Genomic DNA, 17,387 nt, shown 5'->3' with positions numbered 1-17,387 from the left:
AGTCAGGAGATCGTAACTGAAGTTTGAGCGCGCAGATCCCGTGACGATCTCCCGACTGAGATCGTATACGAGCCAGCCGGGACTGTCCAACCATCGGATTCCTCGTAATGAGCGAACGACCGTTCTTCGAGCGACAGTGAAACGATCCGACGCTCGCCGGGATTGAGATGGAGCTTCTCGAAGGCAGCGAGTTCGCGCTCGGGACGGGTGACGGTAGAATCGAGGGTGTCACCCCCCAGATACGCTTGGACGACCTCTGTGCCAGCGCGGTCGGAAACGTTCTCGACGGGTACGCTGACGCTCACGGTTTGTCCACTGGCGTCGTGCTCGTCGGAGTCGAGAGTGACGTCGCCGTACTCGAACCGGGCGTAACTCAACCCGTGACCAAACGGGAACAATGGTTCGATCGACTCACAATCGAAGTGGGGATAGCCAACGAAGACATCCTCTCCGTACGCGACAGTTCCCTCCTTGCCAGGGAACCGCTCGGTGGGTGCTGTCGGATACTGTGCCTGCTCAGCGAATGTGACCGGAAGCCGCCCGCCAGGATCGGCGTCGCCATACAGCACGTCAGCGAGCGCTGTCCCGTCAGCTTGACCGGGATACCACGTCACGAGCACCGCGTCGACGGTGTCGAGCCACGGCAACTCCACAGGCCCGCTCGCGCGCACGACGACGACCGTCCGGGACGCTGCCTCGGCCACCGACGCGACGAGATCGTTCTGGTCGCCGGGCAACCGGAGATCATCCCGGTCTTGCCCTTCCGTTGCGTCGTCTTGGACGACGACGACCGCACAGTCGGCCGCCGTTGCGGCGTCGACTGCGGCTGGAATGCTCGTTTGTGCTGTCGTGTCCGCAGAATCCGCAGTGCTGAAGACATCGAACAACGAGGTTTCAGGCACGGGATCAACGCCACGCTCAAACGTCAGTGACGGTGCGCGTGCTTTGAGTCCATCAAGCGGGGACGTTTTGACAGTGGGAATGACTTCCGAACTCCCACCACCTCGCTTAGTTTCGTCGGCGTTTGGACCACAGAGCGCAATCGTCGAAGCAGTCGACAGCGGGAGCACGTCCTCGTTTTTCAACAACACCGAGCCCTCGGTTGCGATACGACGAGCAAGCTCGCGGTGGCCCGCGGTGTCGAGTGCTCCCTCGCTGTCTCCGTCGAGCACGCCGAACCGTTCCATCGTTCCGAGCAACCGCTGGAGTTTTGTATCGATTGTCGTTGAATCAATCCGGCCGTCAGCCACTGCTGTGCGCAGTGGCTCCCCGAACCACGGTTCGGAGGGAATAGTGGGCAGAGCCGCAGTCGATAGTGCGTCGTCGAGGTCTGCGTTTGCCTCCAACGCCGAATCATCCTCAACGGCGGAGAGAAACAGCTCCGGATCCACGCCGGGCATCTCAACGTCTAAACCTGCGTTAGCGGCGTCGACTGCGCTTTCGGTTCCGAACCAATCAGAGACAACGTACCCCTCAAAGCCGAACTCATCACGCAGAACATCCGTCAACAGCCGACGGTGTTCGCTCATGTGTGAATCGTTGACGCGATTATAGGCAGTCATAATAGACCCGACATCAGCCTCCTCGACGACAGCGCGGAATGCCGGAAGGTAACACTCTCGGAGCGCGCGCTCGCTGACGTCAGCGTTGATCGAATACCGTTCTGTCTCCTGATTGTTGGCGACGTAGTGTTTCGCGGTGGCGATCACGCCCTCCGACTGGATGCCCTCTACAGTGGCGACGCCAAGACGGCTCGTGAGATACGGATCTTCGCTGTAGTACTCGAAGTTGCGCCCACAGTGAGGTGTCCGAATGAGATTCAAGCCAGGTCCCAACACGGCATCCTGTCCGTAAGCGAGGGCTTCCCGAGCGATTGCAGCCCCCTGTTCGTTGGCTAACGATGGATCCCATGCGGCCGCCAGTGCGATCGGGGCCGGAAACGCCGTTGCCGGTTCACCCGGAATCCGTACACCGGCTGGTCCATCAACCAAACGAAAGGCGGGGATGCCGAGTCGCTCGATCGACGGCAGATATCCCGTCGCTGTTCCAGTTGGATCTGCATCGCCGCTGAGCAATTGATAGCGCTCCTCGTCGGTAAGCGCCTCGACGAGTTGCGTGCTGCGATCGCGCGTGGGTCCGTCATCCATAGAGGAAGGTAGTAGCCGTATACAATAAGCTTGTGTGACATGAGGGTCGCAGAGCGGGGCCTGATATATCGATATCTTAGTTTAAATTTCACTCACACAGTAGCTCTATCGAGCCGTTTGGTTTGATAGAACTCTGTCACAGAAACAACTCAAAAATAACAAGTGTCGGTGCCCAGAAGGTGGTGTATGTTGAGAGAAGCCCTGACGTACCCGTTGCAATCCGATCATCGGCTCAAAACCATTGGGATCGGTGGCGCGTTGCAGTTCAGCGCAGGAATCATTCTCACCGTCGGTGCGTTGTTCAGTGTCGGGGTCTTTGTCCTCGTCGCACTCATTTCGCTGTCGCTGACGGCTGTCTTCTGGGGGTATTATCTCCGGGTTCTGCGTACCACAGCGACTGAGAAGACAACGCTCCCGGTGTTCGATGACTGGAAAGAGTTGGGCGTCAATGGGGTCAAATTCTTTGCTATCACAATCGGGTATCTGTCCGTTCCGATCGTTTTGATCTTCACTGAAGTGATTTTTCTCACGGGTGATGGTGGTACGATGACAGAAACAGGAGCCACCGTCTACATCGTTGCTCGATTGCTCACGTTTGTCATCGTGTTCTTCGTTCCTGTCGGGTGGACCAATTACGCTCTCACGAACCAACTGCGCGAAGCGTTCGCCGTTCGAGATATCGTCGGAGCCGCGTTGACCCGCTCGTACGTGAAGACCGTGCTCCTATCGCTACCACTGTGGTTTTGCTACCGGCTCATTCAGCTCTTCCAAGCGTTTGTGTCGGGACCCGGTGCGTATATCCTGTATCTGGCGATTGCGTCGGTCGTCTCGTTCTATCTCCTGATAGTGATTTTCTCGCTGCTCGGCCGGGGCTGTGGTCCACACCTCCGTGAAGTGGAAGGGGAAGAAGTCAGCGATTGAATGCGATAGTGATTACGATCCGAACAGTCACAGATATGAAAATAATGAATCGGTCGTCAATTGCCTTCATCTCATATCCCCGTACCAAGGAAGTGATCATTCGTTATCTCACCGTACTGGGTGAGCGTTCCGTAAGGATCTTTGCGTTTTTCTCAAGATTACCCTTCATACCGTACTGGATAATCTCGTCCATCGATTCATCTCGCTGTAGCAACACAGACGCCGATCTGTCACTGAGTATGTCTAATATCAGTGATGGGTAATCCACGATACTTCGATCGGCAGGGAGCGATGCGGTACCTCTACACTATTCTGCGACTTTGGGGGATTTTAATTACGCCAATCGATGTACAGCCACGACGGTCACACGCCGTGCTCAGCTCACTGTTAATTCGAAGCGTCCTCGGTGGACGTTCGGATACGGGAGGTAACCGCCACACCGAGCAGGCTGACGAGCACGCCAGAAATCACGAACGCGAGGAGTCGAGTGCCGGTGAGCAACACCAGTCCCTCGGTAGCGATCGGACCGACCGATATCGCTGGGAGTTCGATCGGTTCGATAACCGCTGCGTTTTCAAGCACGAACGCGCCAAAGCCCCTGACGACGAGCCCCAAAGCGACGATACCGAACGGAGCGTTGAAAAGCGCAGTCGGCACTCGGTCATCGGCGAGGAGCCTGTCAAACAGGCGGCCAGTACTAGCCGTGAGCGCGGCGAGCGCGAACCACGGAACGCTGACGAAGACGAACTTGATGCCCATCAACACGCCAGGCTGCATCCCGGAGACACCGATCGCCCCGGCGAACACGCCGCTGAGCGCCAGTCCGGCACCAACGACGTAGGTGACGAGCGACACTTGGCCGGAGTAAAACGCCGACCGAACGATACTTGGGAACTGTTCAACGGCGTCGTCGATTCCGAGACCTTTGTACAGCAAGAACGCCCCGACGCCGGCAGTCATGACGGCCACCACAGCCGTCACGTTGTCAGTGAGCGAGACGATCACGGGAATAGCGAGCAGCGCGGTTCCCAACGGAATGAACAGTGTGCGACGAAGCTCCTCATCAACGAGGAGGCGTTTCAGGAGGTAGTACGTCGACTCAATGTCTCGTGCCTGCTGGACGATGACGCGATCGACGGCGTCAACCCGGAGGCGACTTTCGATGATCGGAACAGCCTGCTCGTCAGCGACGCTATCGACGACGACGACCGCCGACTGGGGCTCGTATTCGTCGACCAGTGTATCGATCTGCGCAGCGATATCCCGATCGATGTCGACGGTGTCTCCCGATCCAGAGACGACCACCGAGATCGCGTCCGTACACTCCGATCGGAGATTACGCGCGACCCGGAGCGTTTCGAGGAGACTGTTAACGCGGCTATCCTCGGGATCAGTGACGCCAGCCGACGTGATGAGATCGATGATCGCCGCTTCGCCGACGACTGGCGTCCCGTGGTCGAAATCGCCGGCTCGATCGACACACAGTACCAGCGTGGTCACAGTGGGTCGGATGTTCCACCGAAATAAAAATCTATAGTCGGACGTTGAATCGCTCGTCCACGTGGCTCCGTACACCAGCTCCGAACGCGAACGCAAGCCCGTGCGCACCGCGTTGGAAGCGTTGACGGAAGCCCCGTTTCGGTTCGAATTCGGTGTGAACCGCTTCGGTGCCGAGCAGGTCAGTCACGTGATCAAGCACCTCCTCATGGGTGCCAACCGTGTCGATGAGATCGAGATCCTGTGCTTCGTCACCCAGATAGACGCGCGCTTCGGTATCACGGATCGCGTCCGGATCGAGATCACGACCCGCCGCGACTCGCTCAATGAAGTGTTCGTAGTAGTCGTCAATCAACCCCTGAAGATACGCCCGTTCGTCGTCGTCGATCTCCTTTAGCGCCGCGCCGGCGTCCTTGTACCGCCCGGCAGCAAACCGTTCGTACGACAGACCAAGTTCCTCAGCGAGCGTACTCGCGTTGAGTCGGGAGCCGATCACGCCGATACTCCCGATGACGCTCGTCTCCCGCGCCCAGATCTCATCACACGCGCTGGCGATCCAGTAGCCACCGCTTGCGCACGTATCCGTCGCGTAGGCGATCGTCGGTCCCTCGAACGCTAGCACGGCGTTTCGGATGTCGTCACTCGGGACAACCTCGCCGCCGGGCGTGTTGAGTTTCATGACGAGCGCGTCCGCGTTGCGATCGTCCTCGGCTCGTTCGATCTGCTCAACGATGTCATCAACAGGGATCGACTGACCCCGACCCGGAACCGGGCCGAAATCGCCATCACGAGCGATCGGTCCCGTGACGGCAACCTCCGCGACGTTGTAGGTGGGGAGCACCGTTGTTGCGAGTCTACCAGCAATCCGAGCACCAAGCACCGTCGTGATGACCGCCAGCAACACACCGAAGACGCTCGTTCCCGATGGAAGCCAGACGAACAGGAACACCCCCCCAGCAGCCACAAGAAGCGTCCCAACCGATCCAATCACAAACTGACAGATGGTGGTCACCGTGCTGTTCGGACGTATCATGTCGTCTCGATCTGGCATACACCAGGCTATGAGCGGAATAATAAAAAACCAGGAGGAAAAACGGAAGCGACACCGGGGTGGCTCACTCGTTGGACGGTGACCACGACAACGACACCACCACTTCCTCTTTGTCGGTTCCGAGCATTGGTGAGCGTTCGGTCACCGATGTCTCACACGAAACGGTCGGTGACGGATGAAGCGTTACCTCCTTGTTCCCGACAGGCACCGTCATCGGTGCCTCCTCATCAACGAACTCGTTCGCGAGCTCGTGGAGATACTCTGCAACCTCACTCCGGCTTAACTCCGATTCGAAGTCTGTCGTCTCGGACATTGGTACCACCCATCATGGGTAGGGCCTTGGCCCATAAATACCCGATTGACGATTGCTGATTTGTTTTTTATATATTCATCGTGGTCACAGCTATCCTCGACAAAAGAAGCATAGAAACCCCGGGATAACGCGGCAGCAGGCTGGCTGTGTAACGACCATATCACTTGTGATGTTTTGCGTTCAATCCCGGCGTTTATACAGTCTGACCTATTCCGGGGATGTATGAAGTTCTGCGACGAGTGTGGTTCGATCATGCACAAGGAGGACGATACGTGGGTGTGTCGCTCCTGTGGATATGAAACAGGGGGCGATGCCGAAGCCGAGGAGGCGATGGTGACCACGCAAGCCCAAGAGGACGGTGGCATCGTCGACGTGAGCGACGCCGAGGACAAAGGACTTCCCACGACATCCGTCATCTGTCCGAACTGTGATAACGATCGAGCGTACTGGTACATGCAACAGATTAGATCGGCCGACGAGTCAGAAACGCGGTTTTTCATCTGCACCGAATGCGAGCACCGGTGGCGAGAGGACGACCACTGAACTGTTCTAATCTCGATCCGTTCGAGTGACTACTATCACACTCAATGAGAACGGGACTGTCACGAACTGACGATCACTCGCGTCTATTCCCGTACATTGCGTCGTGATCGGGACAGAACGCTGGCGCACGAAGTTGGGCAGCGATGACACCGGGGTGTCGGTGCGGATTCGAAAGCCGACATCGTTCGTCGTCACAGAACGCTTCACCAGTGGCAAGATAATGGATCGCACTCAACACGTACCCCTGTAGCGCCGCAGTCGTGCGAGGATCGTCTTCGACGAGGAAGTCACCATCAACCTCGTTTTCGAGTACCTCACGCGGTGGGGTGTCACCGGAGAGTAGCGCGTGGCGGTGTTGTGCCTCGTAGTAGCTCTCGGGTTTCGCTGGTGCTTCGTACAAACCGGGCACGGAGATGAGCGCCGGCTGTCCGAGCACGCTCACCCGCTTGTGCCAGCGGCCGTCGTGCTCGCCCCACGTGCCGAGCACCCGATCAAGCAGGACGACGTGAGCGTGATCGAGCGATCCGGTCGGCAATCGCTTCCGAAGCGCGTCCTGCAACGATCGGCCGTCGTACAGCACCCCACCGGCTCGTTCGGGGTGTGACAGCGCCCGCTTCTCATACCGAACGACACCGAACATCTCCGAGCCGGTCTCGGGTTCGTACGGCGATCGGACCCGCGCCTGGGCAAACGCTGACGGCAGTGCCTCATCGGCGTGCCGGTCGAGAAACCGCTCTCGAACCGTCACGTCGGCGTCCACGCGCTCATCGAGCCACGCCGCGAGACGCTCGCTGTCTGTGACCGTTGTGGGTGCGCGATACAGTGATATCTGCTCGACCATGCGGCCTCAGTCGTCAGCAGACGCCGTTCTGGCGGTCAGTTCCACCGGCTCGGCGTCGACGCCGAGCTCTTTGAGCGCGATCTGCGCCGCCCGTTTGCCCGAGAGCAGCATGGCACCGAACGTCGGACCCATGCGCGGCAGGCCGTACGTCGTAGCGACGGCCATCCCGGTGGCGATGAGTCCATCATGAACCAGTCCCGTGTGTTCGACAACCGCGTCCTCGCTCTTGCCGACCCACATCGAGTCGTGTCCCGGCGAGTCGTGTCCGGGCGCGCCGTACTGTCCGTCTTCGGTTTGATCCATCCCTGTGTTCGTCTTTGCGTCCTCGATGCCGGGCGCGTTCAATACGCCACGCTGATCGAGCTTTTTCACTGCCATGGCGTCGTGGCCCGTCGCGTCAATCACCAGATCCGATTCGACAGCGATCGGATCCACGCACGTCAGTTCACGGGGCAGCGCGTGCACCGGCGTCCAGTTCATCACGATCCCACCGATGCGATGGTCCTCGCGGATCACGATGTCCGTGAACTCAGTCATGTTCTGTATCTTCGCCCCTGCATCACACGCCGCCTTGATCATCGCGGAGCAGGCGTGTGGACCGTTTGCCACGTACAACCCCTCGCTGTCGGCCGCTGGCTTGTAATCGACATCGTACTCGTCGAACACCGCTTCGGCGGGCGACCGGACGGTCACCTTGTTCATCAGGAAGCCGCCAAGCCAAAAGCCACCACCCAGATAGTTGTTCTTCTCGACGATCATCGTCTTCACGCCGCGAGACGCCAACTCCGTCGCCGCCATCAGGCCGGATGGACCGCCACCGACGATGATCACGTCGCTGTCGGAGAAATCCATGAACTCGTCGGTCCACTCCTGACCGATCGCACGCGTCACGTCTGCCTCGCCAACCTCACTGAACGTGCCGAACTCGGATTCGGACATACAACACAGTGGTATTTCCGAGTGGTGATGGATGTTTCGGTTGTTCATAAATAGAATATAATCATATTTTTCATTATGTTAATCTGTGTGTTCGTAGGCACGGGACCGGATAACGGTTCGAGACAGGCGGGTTCGGATTCGGATTCAGTCGAAGAGTCGGCGCTTTATCCGGCGATACCACGGGATCATCGTTTCGGGATCTTTTGCGAGGAGGACGGACGACTCCGTCTCGGCGGCGACGATGTCGGTGGTTGGGCCGAAAAAGCCGGGGACGGGGTGAGACGAGGATCCGAGAATCAACAGGTCAGCGGCGTCGCCGCGTTCGATCAGCGCCGTTCGAACATCGTCTCCGAGGACGATCTCGGTTTCTGTCGGACTCGACACCAACTCCTGTAGATTGTCTAAGTACTCCTTCGCCGTGGTGATCATCTCTTGGGAAGCGTCCGCGGGGATGACTTTCATCAGCGTGAGCGAACTATTCGTTGAAGCAGCAATCGCATCAGCGAGTTCGACTTCGGTACGGTCGTACGGTTTCTCTTCGGTGGCGACAACGATGTCCTGCAACTTCGCCATTCCCCGGTGTTTCAGCACTGCGATCTGGACGGGAATATCGGAATGGAGGATCTTATCGACGTGGCTCCCCCGAAGGTACTGTTTCTCGATCGGCGCGTACCAATCGATGACCACTAGTTCTGTCCGGTCGTCGATCTGATCGAACAGCGCGTCGGTGCGGTCGCGGGCGAGGACGTGCTCGAAGTTGACATCACAATCAGTCGATTCTAATCGGCGTTCGAGCGTATCGACCCACGCCCGGTCGAGACGCGGGTCGTACTCCGACAGGGGAAGCTGTGCAGGGACTTCGGAGATCACGACAACGTCGAGTGTGGCGTCGTACCGTCGGGCGAACGCGGCGACGATCGCCAACAGATCCCTGTTTGGCCGTTCTTGGAGAACTTCGACAACGATCTTCGAGTGGGTGTCGACCTCGGTGCCGAGACGTTCTGCTTTATCGTCAATTGCTTGCCGGTACTGGACCCGCTGGAGTTGGTCTCCGATGGTGTGGTCCGGCTGTACCGTCTCACCGATCTGCGTTTGGACGTAGTACCACGCAATCCCGAGGACGATCAGGACGATGGCGCTCACCTGCGAGAGCAACCCCATGAACGGAATCAACAGCAACGCGGCAGTCGCTCCGAGAAGGGGAAGCCACGGCGAGAAGGGCGTCCGAAAGTCCGGATCGTACCACTCCGGCTGTGCACCGCGGAGCAACACGACGGTCACGTTCAACAGCGCGAACACGAGAATGCCGAACGTTCCGCCGAGTTTCGCCAGTCCCTCGGCATCGAACAGCAGCGCCAAGCCGATCATGATCAACCCAGTCAGCCAGATCGATCGGGTCGGTGTTCCAAACCGGGTCGAAGATTTCCTGAGTTTCGGGGTCATGAGTCCGTCCTGTGACATGGCGAACGGGAACCGGGATGACGACAACGTCGCCGCGTTCGCCGTCGAGACAGTGGCAAAAACGCCAGCAAGCGCTATGATGGCTCCACCCACGGTACCCAAAAACAGTTCGCCCGCATCAGCGACCGGTGCCGTGCTCGCTTCGATTTCCGGGAGCGACATCACACCGGTGATGATCAGCATGATCCCTGCATACAGCAGCGTCACGAACACGACGGCAGCGATCAATGCCCGCGGGAACGTCGTTCCCGGATCTTCGACTTCGCCTGCGACGGCGGTCGCTTTGACGACGCCCAGATAGGAGATGAACACCAGGCCGGTCGCAGTGATAACGCCATTCCAGCCGTGTTCTAACAGCGGGTCGAAGTTGCTGGTGTCGATGACGGGAACTCCCCCACCAACGAACACCGCGAGGATCATAAGGAGTCCCAACACCACGAACGTCTGAAGTCGGCCGCTTTGCTCGGCTCCGAGCCAGTTGACGATGATGAGGAAGATCCCACCGACGGCAGCGACAGCGAGAACGGAAACGGAAGAGAAATACGTGATGTACCAGCCAAGTCCGACGAGGGCGAACGAGCCTTTCAAAATGAGCGCGAGCCAGGCACCTAGACCGATGATGGTTCCGACCAGCGGACCCATCGCACGGCTCACAAAGAAATACGGGCCGCCGGCACGCGGCATGGCTGTCGCCAGTTCGACAGCGCACATCGTTGCGACCAAAGCGATGATTCCTGCAAACACGAACGCAAGCGCCGATGATGGTCCCGCCTCTGCCGCAGCTGGTCCCGGCAAGACAAAGATCCCGGCCCCGATCATGGTGCCCGCTGCAGTGGTAAAAACCGCAGCGAGACCGAGCTCACGTGTGAGTTTGGAGTCGTTCTCGGTCGGAACCATATCGTTCGAACTTCGGCGTTCAGCTGGTTAACCTTAGCGTGAGTTCGACCGCCGTTCCGAACGGACAGCACCGCTTGATAGGGATTTGTGCCGGTATCGTCGATCGAACACCGCTCTCAGTCACCGCCGGTTCGAATGGCCCGTTCGGTTTCGGTCAACACCGTTTCCGGATCGAACGCGTCGATGATGGCGGTTAGTTCCTCGGTGGACGTGTCAGCGAGATCGTGCGCGTGAGTCGTGATGTTCGGAAGCGCCCGGATGACGTTGTCGATGATCGGCACGGCTGCGGTCTGGGGCGAGCGCGACAGCGGATTGAGATCGATGACGAGTTCGGTTTTGCCCATCTCCGCGAGCGCTTGGGCACGGTCGCCATCTTCGAGTGGAACGAGCACGACATCGGCGTCATAGATGCCATCAGCGTCGACTTTTGCCCGCTCGTGATCGAGACCGGGGATGCGCTCGTCAGCAGTGGTCCCTTTCACCGCACCCGCGCCGTGCTCCTGGAGGTGATCCACAATGGCGCGAATCCGCTCGTCGGTCCGGTTGAAGAGATTCACTTCGAGTTCCGCACCGGTCGCCTCTGCGAGCGCGACGAGTTCGTCTGGAACGAGCGCGGCGACGTTACCGTTGACCGAAAGAACAGGATGACGGGCACGCAGGAGATGGGCAGCAGCGACGCGTTCGGCCCGGTCGACGCTGGGTAGCGTCCGCTCACCGAGCAGATAATCGAACGCTTCGCCGCGTCCTTGGGCGATGAGACCCTGTGGACTGGTGATTCCCTTTTCTACCCCGTCTTCGATTCGGTGTCGGGTGAGAAGTGACTGGTACCGGGGGTGGCTCTCGGGCACCTCGATGTCGCTCATGAATCGGGTTTACCGAGCGTCCAAAAAAGTCGTGCGTTGTCTGCATTCGTTTCGAGGACCACCGTCAATGTGACAGACAGTCGGGTCGTACCCCGCTTTCGTTAGCCCCTCCCCGAGTGCGAACACCGTTTCTCCAAGCATCGCCATCGACGCCTCGCCACCGACGTTTTGAACGGCTGCGATGGTCTCTTCGACGCGCTCGGTGAGGAGACCAGCCTCGCGGGCGAACCGACGGGATTCGGCCATGAACTGTTCGAGTGTGGGCTGTTCGAGCAGGCCAGTGAGCGCGTCCTCCCCGGCTCGTGAGAGCGCAGCAGTGTCTCCACCGAGGATTGCGGCCGTATCCAGGCCGCCGAAGGAGACGTATTCGATCCGATCGCGGACGAAAAGCCCGTCGATCTGTCCGTGGGGGGGTCCGCCGGGTTCGCGTCGGATCGGGACGCCACCACGGGCCTGCCCGACCACGTCGCCGAGACCGGTTCCGGCCTCGACCTCTGCGGCGTGAGCAAGCGCGATCAGTTCGTTTTCGGTTCGGTCGTCTTCGGTGATGGTGTTGGCGGTCAGGGCCGTTCCGAGCGCGCTCGCCCCGGAGACGCCAAAGCCGGCACTCACCGGCAGCTCGGTGCGGATGGTCACCCGCGCAGTCACTCCCAATCGGTCAAGCACACCCTCGACTGCAGCCATCGACACCTGCTCGTCGTTTAACACCACAGCGGACTCCGCAGCACGTTCGATACTGACGGAAACACCATCCGAGAGCGCGAGTCCCGCCCCCCGCGATCCTGCCTTTTCAGGGTTCTTGTGCGGATGGGTGCTGAAAAAGCCGGTTATATGACCAGGGACGAACGCGCTCGGACTCCTTGACATCGATCCTGAGTCAGGGGGTCACTTCCTTGAACGTTACAGTTCGTGGCGAATGCATCGAACGCCGTTCCCGAACAATCGTAGTACCACTACGCCGCCGGGTGACAGTGACAGAAAATTTTGTAACAATGATATAATATTACATATCATTTAAAATAGTTTACCCCTAGACTTTCCGGAGATAGCCGTGATATTATTTGTCGTTCTCATACTGATCGCACACATCTACATCCTATTACAATATCGCACGACCCATCGACCGGACGACACGACCGGACAGGGCGGGGCAGACGAATGCCATTTTGGACACTCATCCGGGGGCTAATCCTTGTAGCAACGTAACATATATTGTCAATCAACTACAACGTACTGGTATGCGTTTGGCCCTCTATCGAACTGCACGTGAGCAGTTCACGCTCAGACACCTCCTCGGTATCGCCGTTTTGTTCGGGGTGTTCGCCTTCATTCTCGACGCGTCCCGGGAGACGCTGATCGGGGTTGCCATTGCGCTCACCGTGGCCGAATGCGTCACCGTGTTTCAGAACACGCCCAAGATCGATCAGCGGTACGTGAAAGGTGCGATCGGGATGGGCGTGACGGGCGGCAGCGCCGTCATGGCCTACTCCCTCGTGGCTGGCGGTTCCGGGCCGATGTGGTTTCCGGCGCTTCTGGGGATCGGTGGCGTGTGGCTGCTCGCTGATGTGTACGCCGATTTCCGTCGTGGCGAAGGTGTAAACGCCGGGCAGTCCGAGGACCTCTCCTCAGCAGACGTGATGCTCCTTTCGAACCACAGTCACCTCGTGGCGACCGCGCTCGAAGACGGACCCCACACTGTCGAACAGCTCGCCACCGAGTGTGATCTGACGGAGTCACGCGTCCAAGAGGCACTCGATCACATGGAACGGTCGGGCGTCGTCGCTCACAACGGCGATCGGTACGCGCTTCGAGAGGAGAATGTGGGATTGGTGGCGTTCGTTCGGAATATCGTCACGGGTGCCGCTCGTCGGCTCGCCCGGCCGTTTTTCTAACCCCTGTTGTCGCTACGGCGAGAGCCGTTGGCGATCCCGCGGGAAGAGAACGGCTTCACGAATGTTCGGAAGCCCGAGCATCGTCATGACGAGGCGCTCGACGCCGTAAGCCCAGCCGGCGTGTGGCGGCATCCCGTACCTGAACATCTTCGTGTAGTACTCGAACGCCTCCGGATCCAGCCCTTGCTGTTCGAACCCGGCGACGAGCTCGTCGTAGCGGTGCTCGCGCTGTCCGCCTGAGACGAGTTCCATTCGGGGATGCATGAGATCGAACCCTTTCGAGAGGTCGGGATCGTCGTCGTAATCCTGAATGTAGAACGGCTTGATCTCGCTGGGCCAGTCAGTGATGAAGTAGTGTCCACCAACGTCATCCCCGAGGGCTTTCTCGGCCTCAGTCGAGAGATCGTCGCCCCAAACCAGCTGTTCGTCGAGCTCGCCGGTGGCGTTGATGCGCTCGATCGCCTCCTCGTAGGTGAGCCGAGGAAACTCCTGTTGGGGGACCGTAACCGCGTCCGTGAGATCAAGCGTTTCGAGCTGTTCGTGACAGTTTGCTTCGACGGCCTCATACGCCGCCCGGAGCGTTCCTTCACACACGTCCATCGCTTCGTGATGGTCGATGAACGCGCTCTCGAAGTCGATCATCGTCGCCTCGTTGAGGTGCCGAGGGGTGTTGTGCTCCTCAGCCCGGAAGATCGGGCCGACCTCGAAGACGCGTTCGAGTCCAGAGCCGACCATCAGCTGTTTGAATAGCTGTGGCGACTGGTTCATGAACGCCTCTTGTCCGAAATACGTGAGTGGGAACAGCTCCGTCCCGCCTTCTGTTCCGGTAGCGACGATCTTCGGGGTGTTGATTTCGGTGCAACCGACCGACCGGAAGTAGTCTCGAACGGCTTTCAGCACCGTAGACCGGATCTCGAAGATCGCCTTGCTCTCCCCGCTTCGGAGATCGAGCGTTCGGTTGTCCAGCCGTGTCGAAAGATCGGCGTCGACCTTTCCCGTCGGATCGAGCGGCAACTCCGGATCGGCCGGGGCCAGAACCTCGACCGATTCCGGCACGATTTCAACGCCAGTCGGTGCGCGTGGCTCTTCCTCGACGGTGCCGGTCACGCTGACGACGCTCTCACGACTCACGTTCGTTCCGGTCTCGACAAGCGACTCGTCCATCTCGTCGGTGGCAAACTTTACCTGAATCTTTCCAGTCCGGTCTCGGACGATGAGAAAGGCGATCCCTCCGAGATCGCGGACCTCGTGTACCCACCCGGCGACCGTGATGCGCTCGCCCGGTTCGGCGTCTGCTGTGTGCGTTCGATCGTCCATATCCGGATCTGGCGGTCGGGCGTCTTAAGCCCGGTCAATTTCGATCCACCGGAACGACGGCCACGATAAAACCACGAATCACGGACTCGTCATTTCGCGTCGTGAACGCCGCGGACGGTCTCACGGACCGCCTCGATCCCTTCGTCGTGGACGAGATCGCCAACGATGATCGTGTCGGCGTACTGTCCCATCTCGTAGGCCGAGTCGTAATCGTGGATCCCACCGCCGTAGAATAGGGTCGCTGAATCGAGCGCGTCAGCCGTGGATTTCACGAACGATGGCTCGCCTAGCATTCCTGAATATTCAAGGTAGATGATGGATTGTCCGAACAGTTGCTCTGCGACTTCTGCGTAGGCAGCGATGTCGTCGGAATCGAGATCACAGTCGGCTGCTGTCAACTCTCCAACTGAAGAGTCGGGATTCAACACGACGTACGCCTCCGGAAACGTGTGTGTCCAGTCGATGCTGTCGTCGAGGCGCACCCACTCTTTGTGCATACCAGTTAACCAGGAGATGTCGCCGGCGTTCATCACCACTGGAATGAGATAGCCATCGAGCGCGTCCGAATGAACGACCACACCTGTGCCGCTCGGTTCGATGAACACCGGAACGGAAACGTTGCGACACGCCTCGATGACGCGAGTCATCTTCTCTTCGGTCATCCCCATCGTCCCGCCGACGATGATGGCGTCAGTCCCTGTCTCGCCAACATCCGTAACGGATTCATCATTGAGAAGTGTTTTGTCGGGATCGATCTTGACGACGTGATCCCAGTCCTCCCACGGTTGCATATCTGCCTCCACCCGACCACCGAACAAAACGGCTTCGAAACGGGAGCACAGCGACGAAAACACTACCAAATCACCGAATTAGCCTCAAGACGGTCGTCCCGTCTTGCGGGACGAGAACACCCACCATAATTGAACTATGAATTCAACGTATATAACCGTTACTCGCCTGATCGATCGTTTGTTGTAAGAACGAGAATACGGCGCGTCAGCGACGCGTGAACGCGCCGCGTCAGCGTGGTTTCAACAGTCCACCCCGCCGACGTGGCAGCCTCCTCCCACGGTCGATCGGCCACGAGCACCGCACGGGGGGCGACGCGATTGGCTTCTTCGAGCGTGGCGGAGACGAGTCGGGAGAGACTGCCGTCGGAGTGTTCGTCGACGATCTTCGATTGGCGACCGTACGGCGCGTCGAAGACGACGCCGTCGATCGTATCAGCTTCGAACGGCAACCGCGTCGCGGTGCCGGTGAGCACCGTTCCGGCGTCGGGACCGAGATACTCTGTGAGATTGTCCCGAGTTCCCTGCGTCATCTTGGGTTGTGCGTCGAGTCCGATCACGTCCGCACCGGCTAGTCCGGACTCGATGAGCAGCCCGCCGGTGCCACACATCGGATCGAGTACCCGCGCACCCGGACGCGCTCCCGCAATGTTAGCTAGTGCACGGGCGAGCAGCGGTCCCATGCTGCCCGGTTGGAAGAACGGCCGCTTCGACGGCATCCGGTCCCCGAAGTCGCGGACGCTGCGCGCGACGAGCCACCCCAACGCACAGCTGTCGTCCGAAAACAGTGCTCGAAGTTCGTGGTCGGGATCGTCGAGGTCGACATCGAACCCGCGTCGGGTGAGCACAGCGCCCAACTCGCGCTCTGCGCGCTGGGTGTCGACGCCGGCCGTTCCGCGAACGTCCCGCGCACGAACAGCAACCGTCCCGCGCCGATCGATGGCGGCCTCCGTCAAGCGTGTCCGCGCAGCTTCGACAGCGGCGTCCGTGTGACCCAACAACACACTCGCGCGACGGGTGAACGCCAACGACTCGATCCGATCGATGTTGGTCGCACTCGCCAATCCGGGTGCCAGTCGAGCAACGCCGGAGCAGCCACTCGCCGCCTCACAAGCGGCTAACGCGTCGTCTTCGCCGGCGAGCTCAAGGACGTACACACGGATGCTCACCGCTCCGAACGCATGAGCACACCGATCTCTCGACAACTGGATCTATCAGTACAACCCCCGTACCTTTATAAGCCTTAAATACGTTCTTTAAGTCGAACGATGACCGATCCAAAGGAAACAATCAATATCGAGAACGTCGTTGCGTCGACGGGCATCGGCCAGGAGCTTGATCTGCAGAGTGTCGCCATGGATTTGGAGGGGGCGGACTACGATCCTGAGCAGTTCCCGGGACTGGTGTACCGGACACAGAGTCCGAAGTCGGCAGCACTCATCTTCCGGTCGGGAAAGATCGTCTGCACGGGCGCGAAATCGACCGACGACGTTCACGAGAGTCTCCGTATCGTTTTCGATAAGCTTCGTGATCTCAACATTCAGGTGGATGAGGATCCGGAGATCGTTGTTCAGAATATTGTCACTAGTGCCGATCTCGGTCGAACGCTGAATCTCAATGCTATTGCGATCGGTCTCGGACTGGAGAACATCGAGTACGAACCCGAGCAGTTCCCGGGGCTGGTGTACCGGCTCGACAATCCGGATGTCGTTGCGCTGTTGTTCGGTTCGGGGAAGCTCGTCATCACGGGGGGCAAACAGCCACAAGACGCCGAAGAGGCCGTGGACAAGATCGTCTCCCGGTTGTCCGAACTCGGACTGTTGGACTAACACCCACTTTTTTTGCGTTCGGGTGGCTGCGCCACCACTCACCGCGCGAGACGGTCGCTCACTTCGTTCGCGCTGCGACTCGCTGGTT

16 protein-coding genes are annotated in these 17,387 nt (G+C 59.2%); 4 read left to right on the top strand and 12 right to left on the bottom strand.

Features of this window, described 5'->3' with window-relative positions; genetic code table 11:
• Positions 1–2: 2 nt before the first annotated feature.
• Positions 3–2,147: a beta-glucosidase gene (locus tag EIK79_RS15690; RefSeq protein ID WP_124956375.1), complete on the bottom strand. Its 2,145-nt coding sequence runs from the start codon at positions 2,145–2,147 to the stop codon at positions 3–5.
• A 186-nt stretch (positions 2,148–2,333) separates the two neighbouring features.
• On the opposite strand from EIK79_RS15690, the gene EIK79_RS15685 reads away from it, so the two are divergent.
• Positions 2,334–3,068, top strand: a complete 735-nt coding sequence (locus EIK79_RS15685; RefSeq protein ID WP_124956373.1) for a DUF4013 domain-containing protein — start codon at positions 2,334–2,336, stop codon at positions 3,066–3,068.
• A 387-nt stretch (positions 3,069–3,455) separates the two neighbouring features.
• Here the strand turns inward: EIK79_RS15685 and EIK79_RS15680 are convergent, their stop codons facing one another.
• The 3 genes from EIK79_RS15680 to EIK79_RS15670 form a co-directional block, all read right to left on the bottom strand.
• Positions 3,456–4,568: a DUF373 family protein gene (locus EIK79_RS15680; RefSeq protein ID WP_124956371.1), complete on the bottom strand. Its 1,113-nt coding sequence runs from the start codon at positions 4,566–4,568 to the stop codon at positions 3,456–3,458.
• Positions 4,569–4,599: 31 nt separating this feature from the next.
• A complete protein-coding gene (gene sppA, locus EIK79_RS15675) occupies positions 4,600–5,616 on the bottom strand; it encodes a signal peptide peptidase SppA (RefSeq protein WP_233738214.1) in 1,017 nt (338 codons plus the stop codon).
• Between the two features lie 64 nt (positions 5,617–5,680).
• Complete coding sequence (locus tag EIK79_RS15670; RefSeq protein WP_124956369.1) at positions 5,681–5,929, bottom strand: amphi-Trp domain-containing protein; 249 nt, start codon at positions 5,927–5,929, stop codon at positions 5,681–5,683.
• A 222-nt stretch (positions 5,930–6,151) separates the two neighbouring features.
• Here EIK79_RS15670 and EIK79_RS15665 point away from each other — a divergent pair, with 222 nt between their 5' ends.
• On the top strand, positions 6,152–6,472 hold the full coding sequence (locus tag EIK79_RS15665) for a transcription factor S (RefSeq protein ID WP_124956367.1): 321 nt from the start codon (positions 6,152–6,154) through the stop codon (positions 6,470–6,472).
• A 73-nt stretch (positions 6,473–6,545) separates the two neighbouring features.
• Here the strand turns inward: EIK79_RS15665 and EIK79_RS15660 are convergent, their stop codons facing one another.
• The 5 genes from EIK79_RS15660 to EIK79_RS15640 all read right to left on the bottom strand — a co-directional run bounded on the left by EIK79_RS15660 (position 6,546) and on the right by EIK79_RS15640 (position 12,340).
• Positions 6,546–7,313, bottom strand: a complete 768-nt coding sequence (locus EIK79_RS15660; protein ID WP_124956365.1) for a DUF7001 family protein — start codon at positions 7,311–7,313, stop codon at positions 6,546–6,548.
• Positions 7,314–7,319: 6 nt separating this feature from the next.
• Entirely contained in the window at positions 7,320–8,252 is a 933-nt protein-coding gene (locus EIK79_RS15655; RefSeq protein ID WP_124956363.1) for a sulfide-dependent adenosine diphosphate thiazole synthase, read from the bottom strand.
• Positions 8,253–8,396: 144 nt separating this feature from the next.
• On the bottom strand, positions 8,397–10,610 hold the full coding sequence (locus tag EIK79_RS15650; RefSeq protein ID WP_124956361.1) for a universal stress protein: 2,214 nt from the start codon (positions 10,608–10,610) through the stop codon (positions 8,397–8,399).
• A 116-nt stretch (positions 10,611–10,726) separates the two neighbouring features.
• On the bottom strand, positions 10,727–11,473 hold the full coding sequence (locus EIK79_RS15645) for a 4-phosphopantoate--beta-alanine ligase (RefSeq protein ID WP_124956359.1): 747 nt from the start codon (positions 11,471–11,473) through the stop codon (positions 10,727–10,729).
• A gap of 9 nt (positions 11,474–11,482) precedes the next feature.
• Entirely contained in the window at positions 11,483–12,340 is an 858-nt protein-coding gene (locus tag EIK79_RS15640; RefSeq protein ID WP_124956357.1) for a pantoate kinase, read from the bottom strand.
• A gap of 371 nt (positions 12,341–12,711) precedes the next feature.
• Here EIK79_RS15640 and EIK79_RS15635 point away from each other — a divergent pair, with 371 nt between their 5' ends.
• Positions 12,712–13,365, top strand: coding sequence for a hypothetical protein (locus tag EIK79_RS15635; protein WP_124956355.1), 654 nt, complete (start codon positions 12,712–12,714; stop codon positions 13,363–13,365).
• A gap of 12 nt (positions 13,366–13,377) precedes the next feature.
• Here EIK79_RS15635 and aspS read toward each other — a convergent pair whose 3' ends face one another.
• The 3 genes from aspS to EIK79_RS15620 form a co-directional block, all read right to left on the bottom strand.
• Positions 13,378–14,682 carry an aspartate--tRNA(Asn) ligase gene (gene aspS / locus EIK79_RS15630; protein ID WP_124956353.1) on the bottom strand — a complete coding sequence of 435 codons (1,305 nt, stop codon included), beginning with the start codon at positions 14,680–14,682 and terminating at the stop codon, positions 13,378–13,380.
• 89 nt (positions 14,683–14,771) lie between these two features.
• Positions 14,772–15,473: a phosphoglycerol geranylgeranyltransferase gene (locus EIK79_RS15625; protein WP_124956351.1), complete on the bottom strand. Its 702-nt coding sequence runs from the start codon at positions 15,471–15,473 to the stop codon at positions 14,772–14,774.
• 158 nt (positions 15,474–15,631) lie between these two features.
• A complete protein-coding gene (locus EIK79_RS15620; RefSeq protein WP_124956349.1) occupies positions 15,632–16,627 on the bottom strand; it encodes a methyltransferase domain-containing protein in 996 nt (331 codons plus the stop codon).
• Between the two features lie 111 nt (positions 16,628–16,738).
• On the opposite strand from EIK79_RS15620, the gene EIK79_RS15615 reads away from it, so the two are divergent.
• A complete protein-coding gene (locus EIK79_RS15615; protein ID WP_124956347.1) occupies positions 16,739–17,299 on the top strand; it encodes a TATA-box-binding protein in 561 nt (186 codons plus the stop codon).
• Positions 17,300–17,387 lie beyond the last annotated feature (88 nt).

Origin of the sequence: Halocatena pleomorpha, assembly GCF_003862495.1 — an archaeon.
Lineage (GTDB): Archaea > Halobacteriota > Halobacteria > Halobacteriales > Haloarculaceae > Halocatena > Halocatena pleomorpha.
The sequence above is the reverse complement of the archived record's forward strand: the minus strand, read 5'-3'. Positions and strand labels throughout refer to the sequence as shown.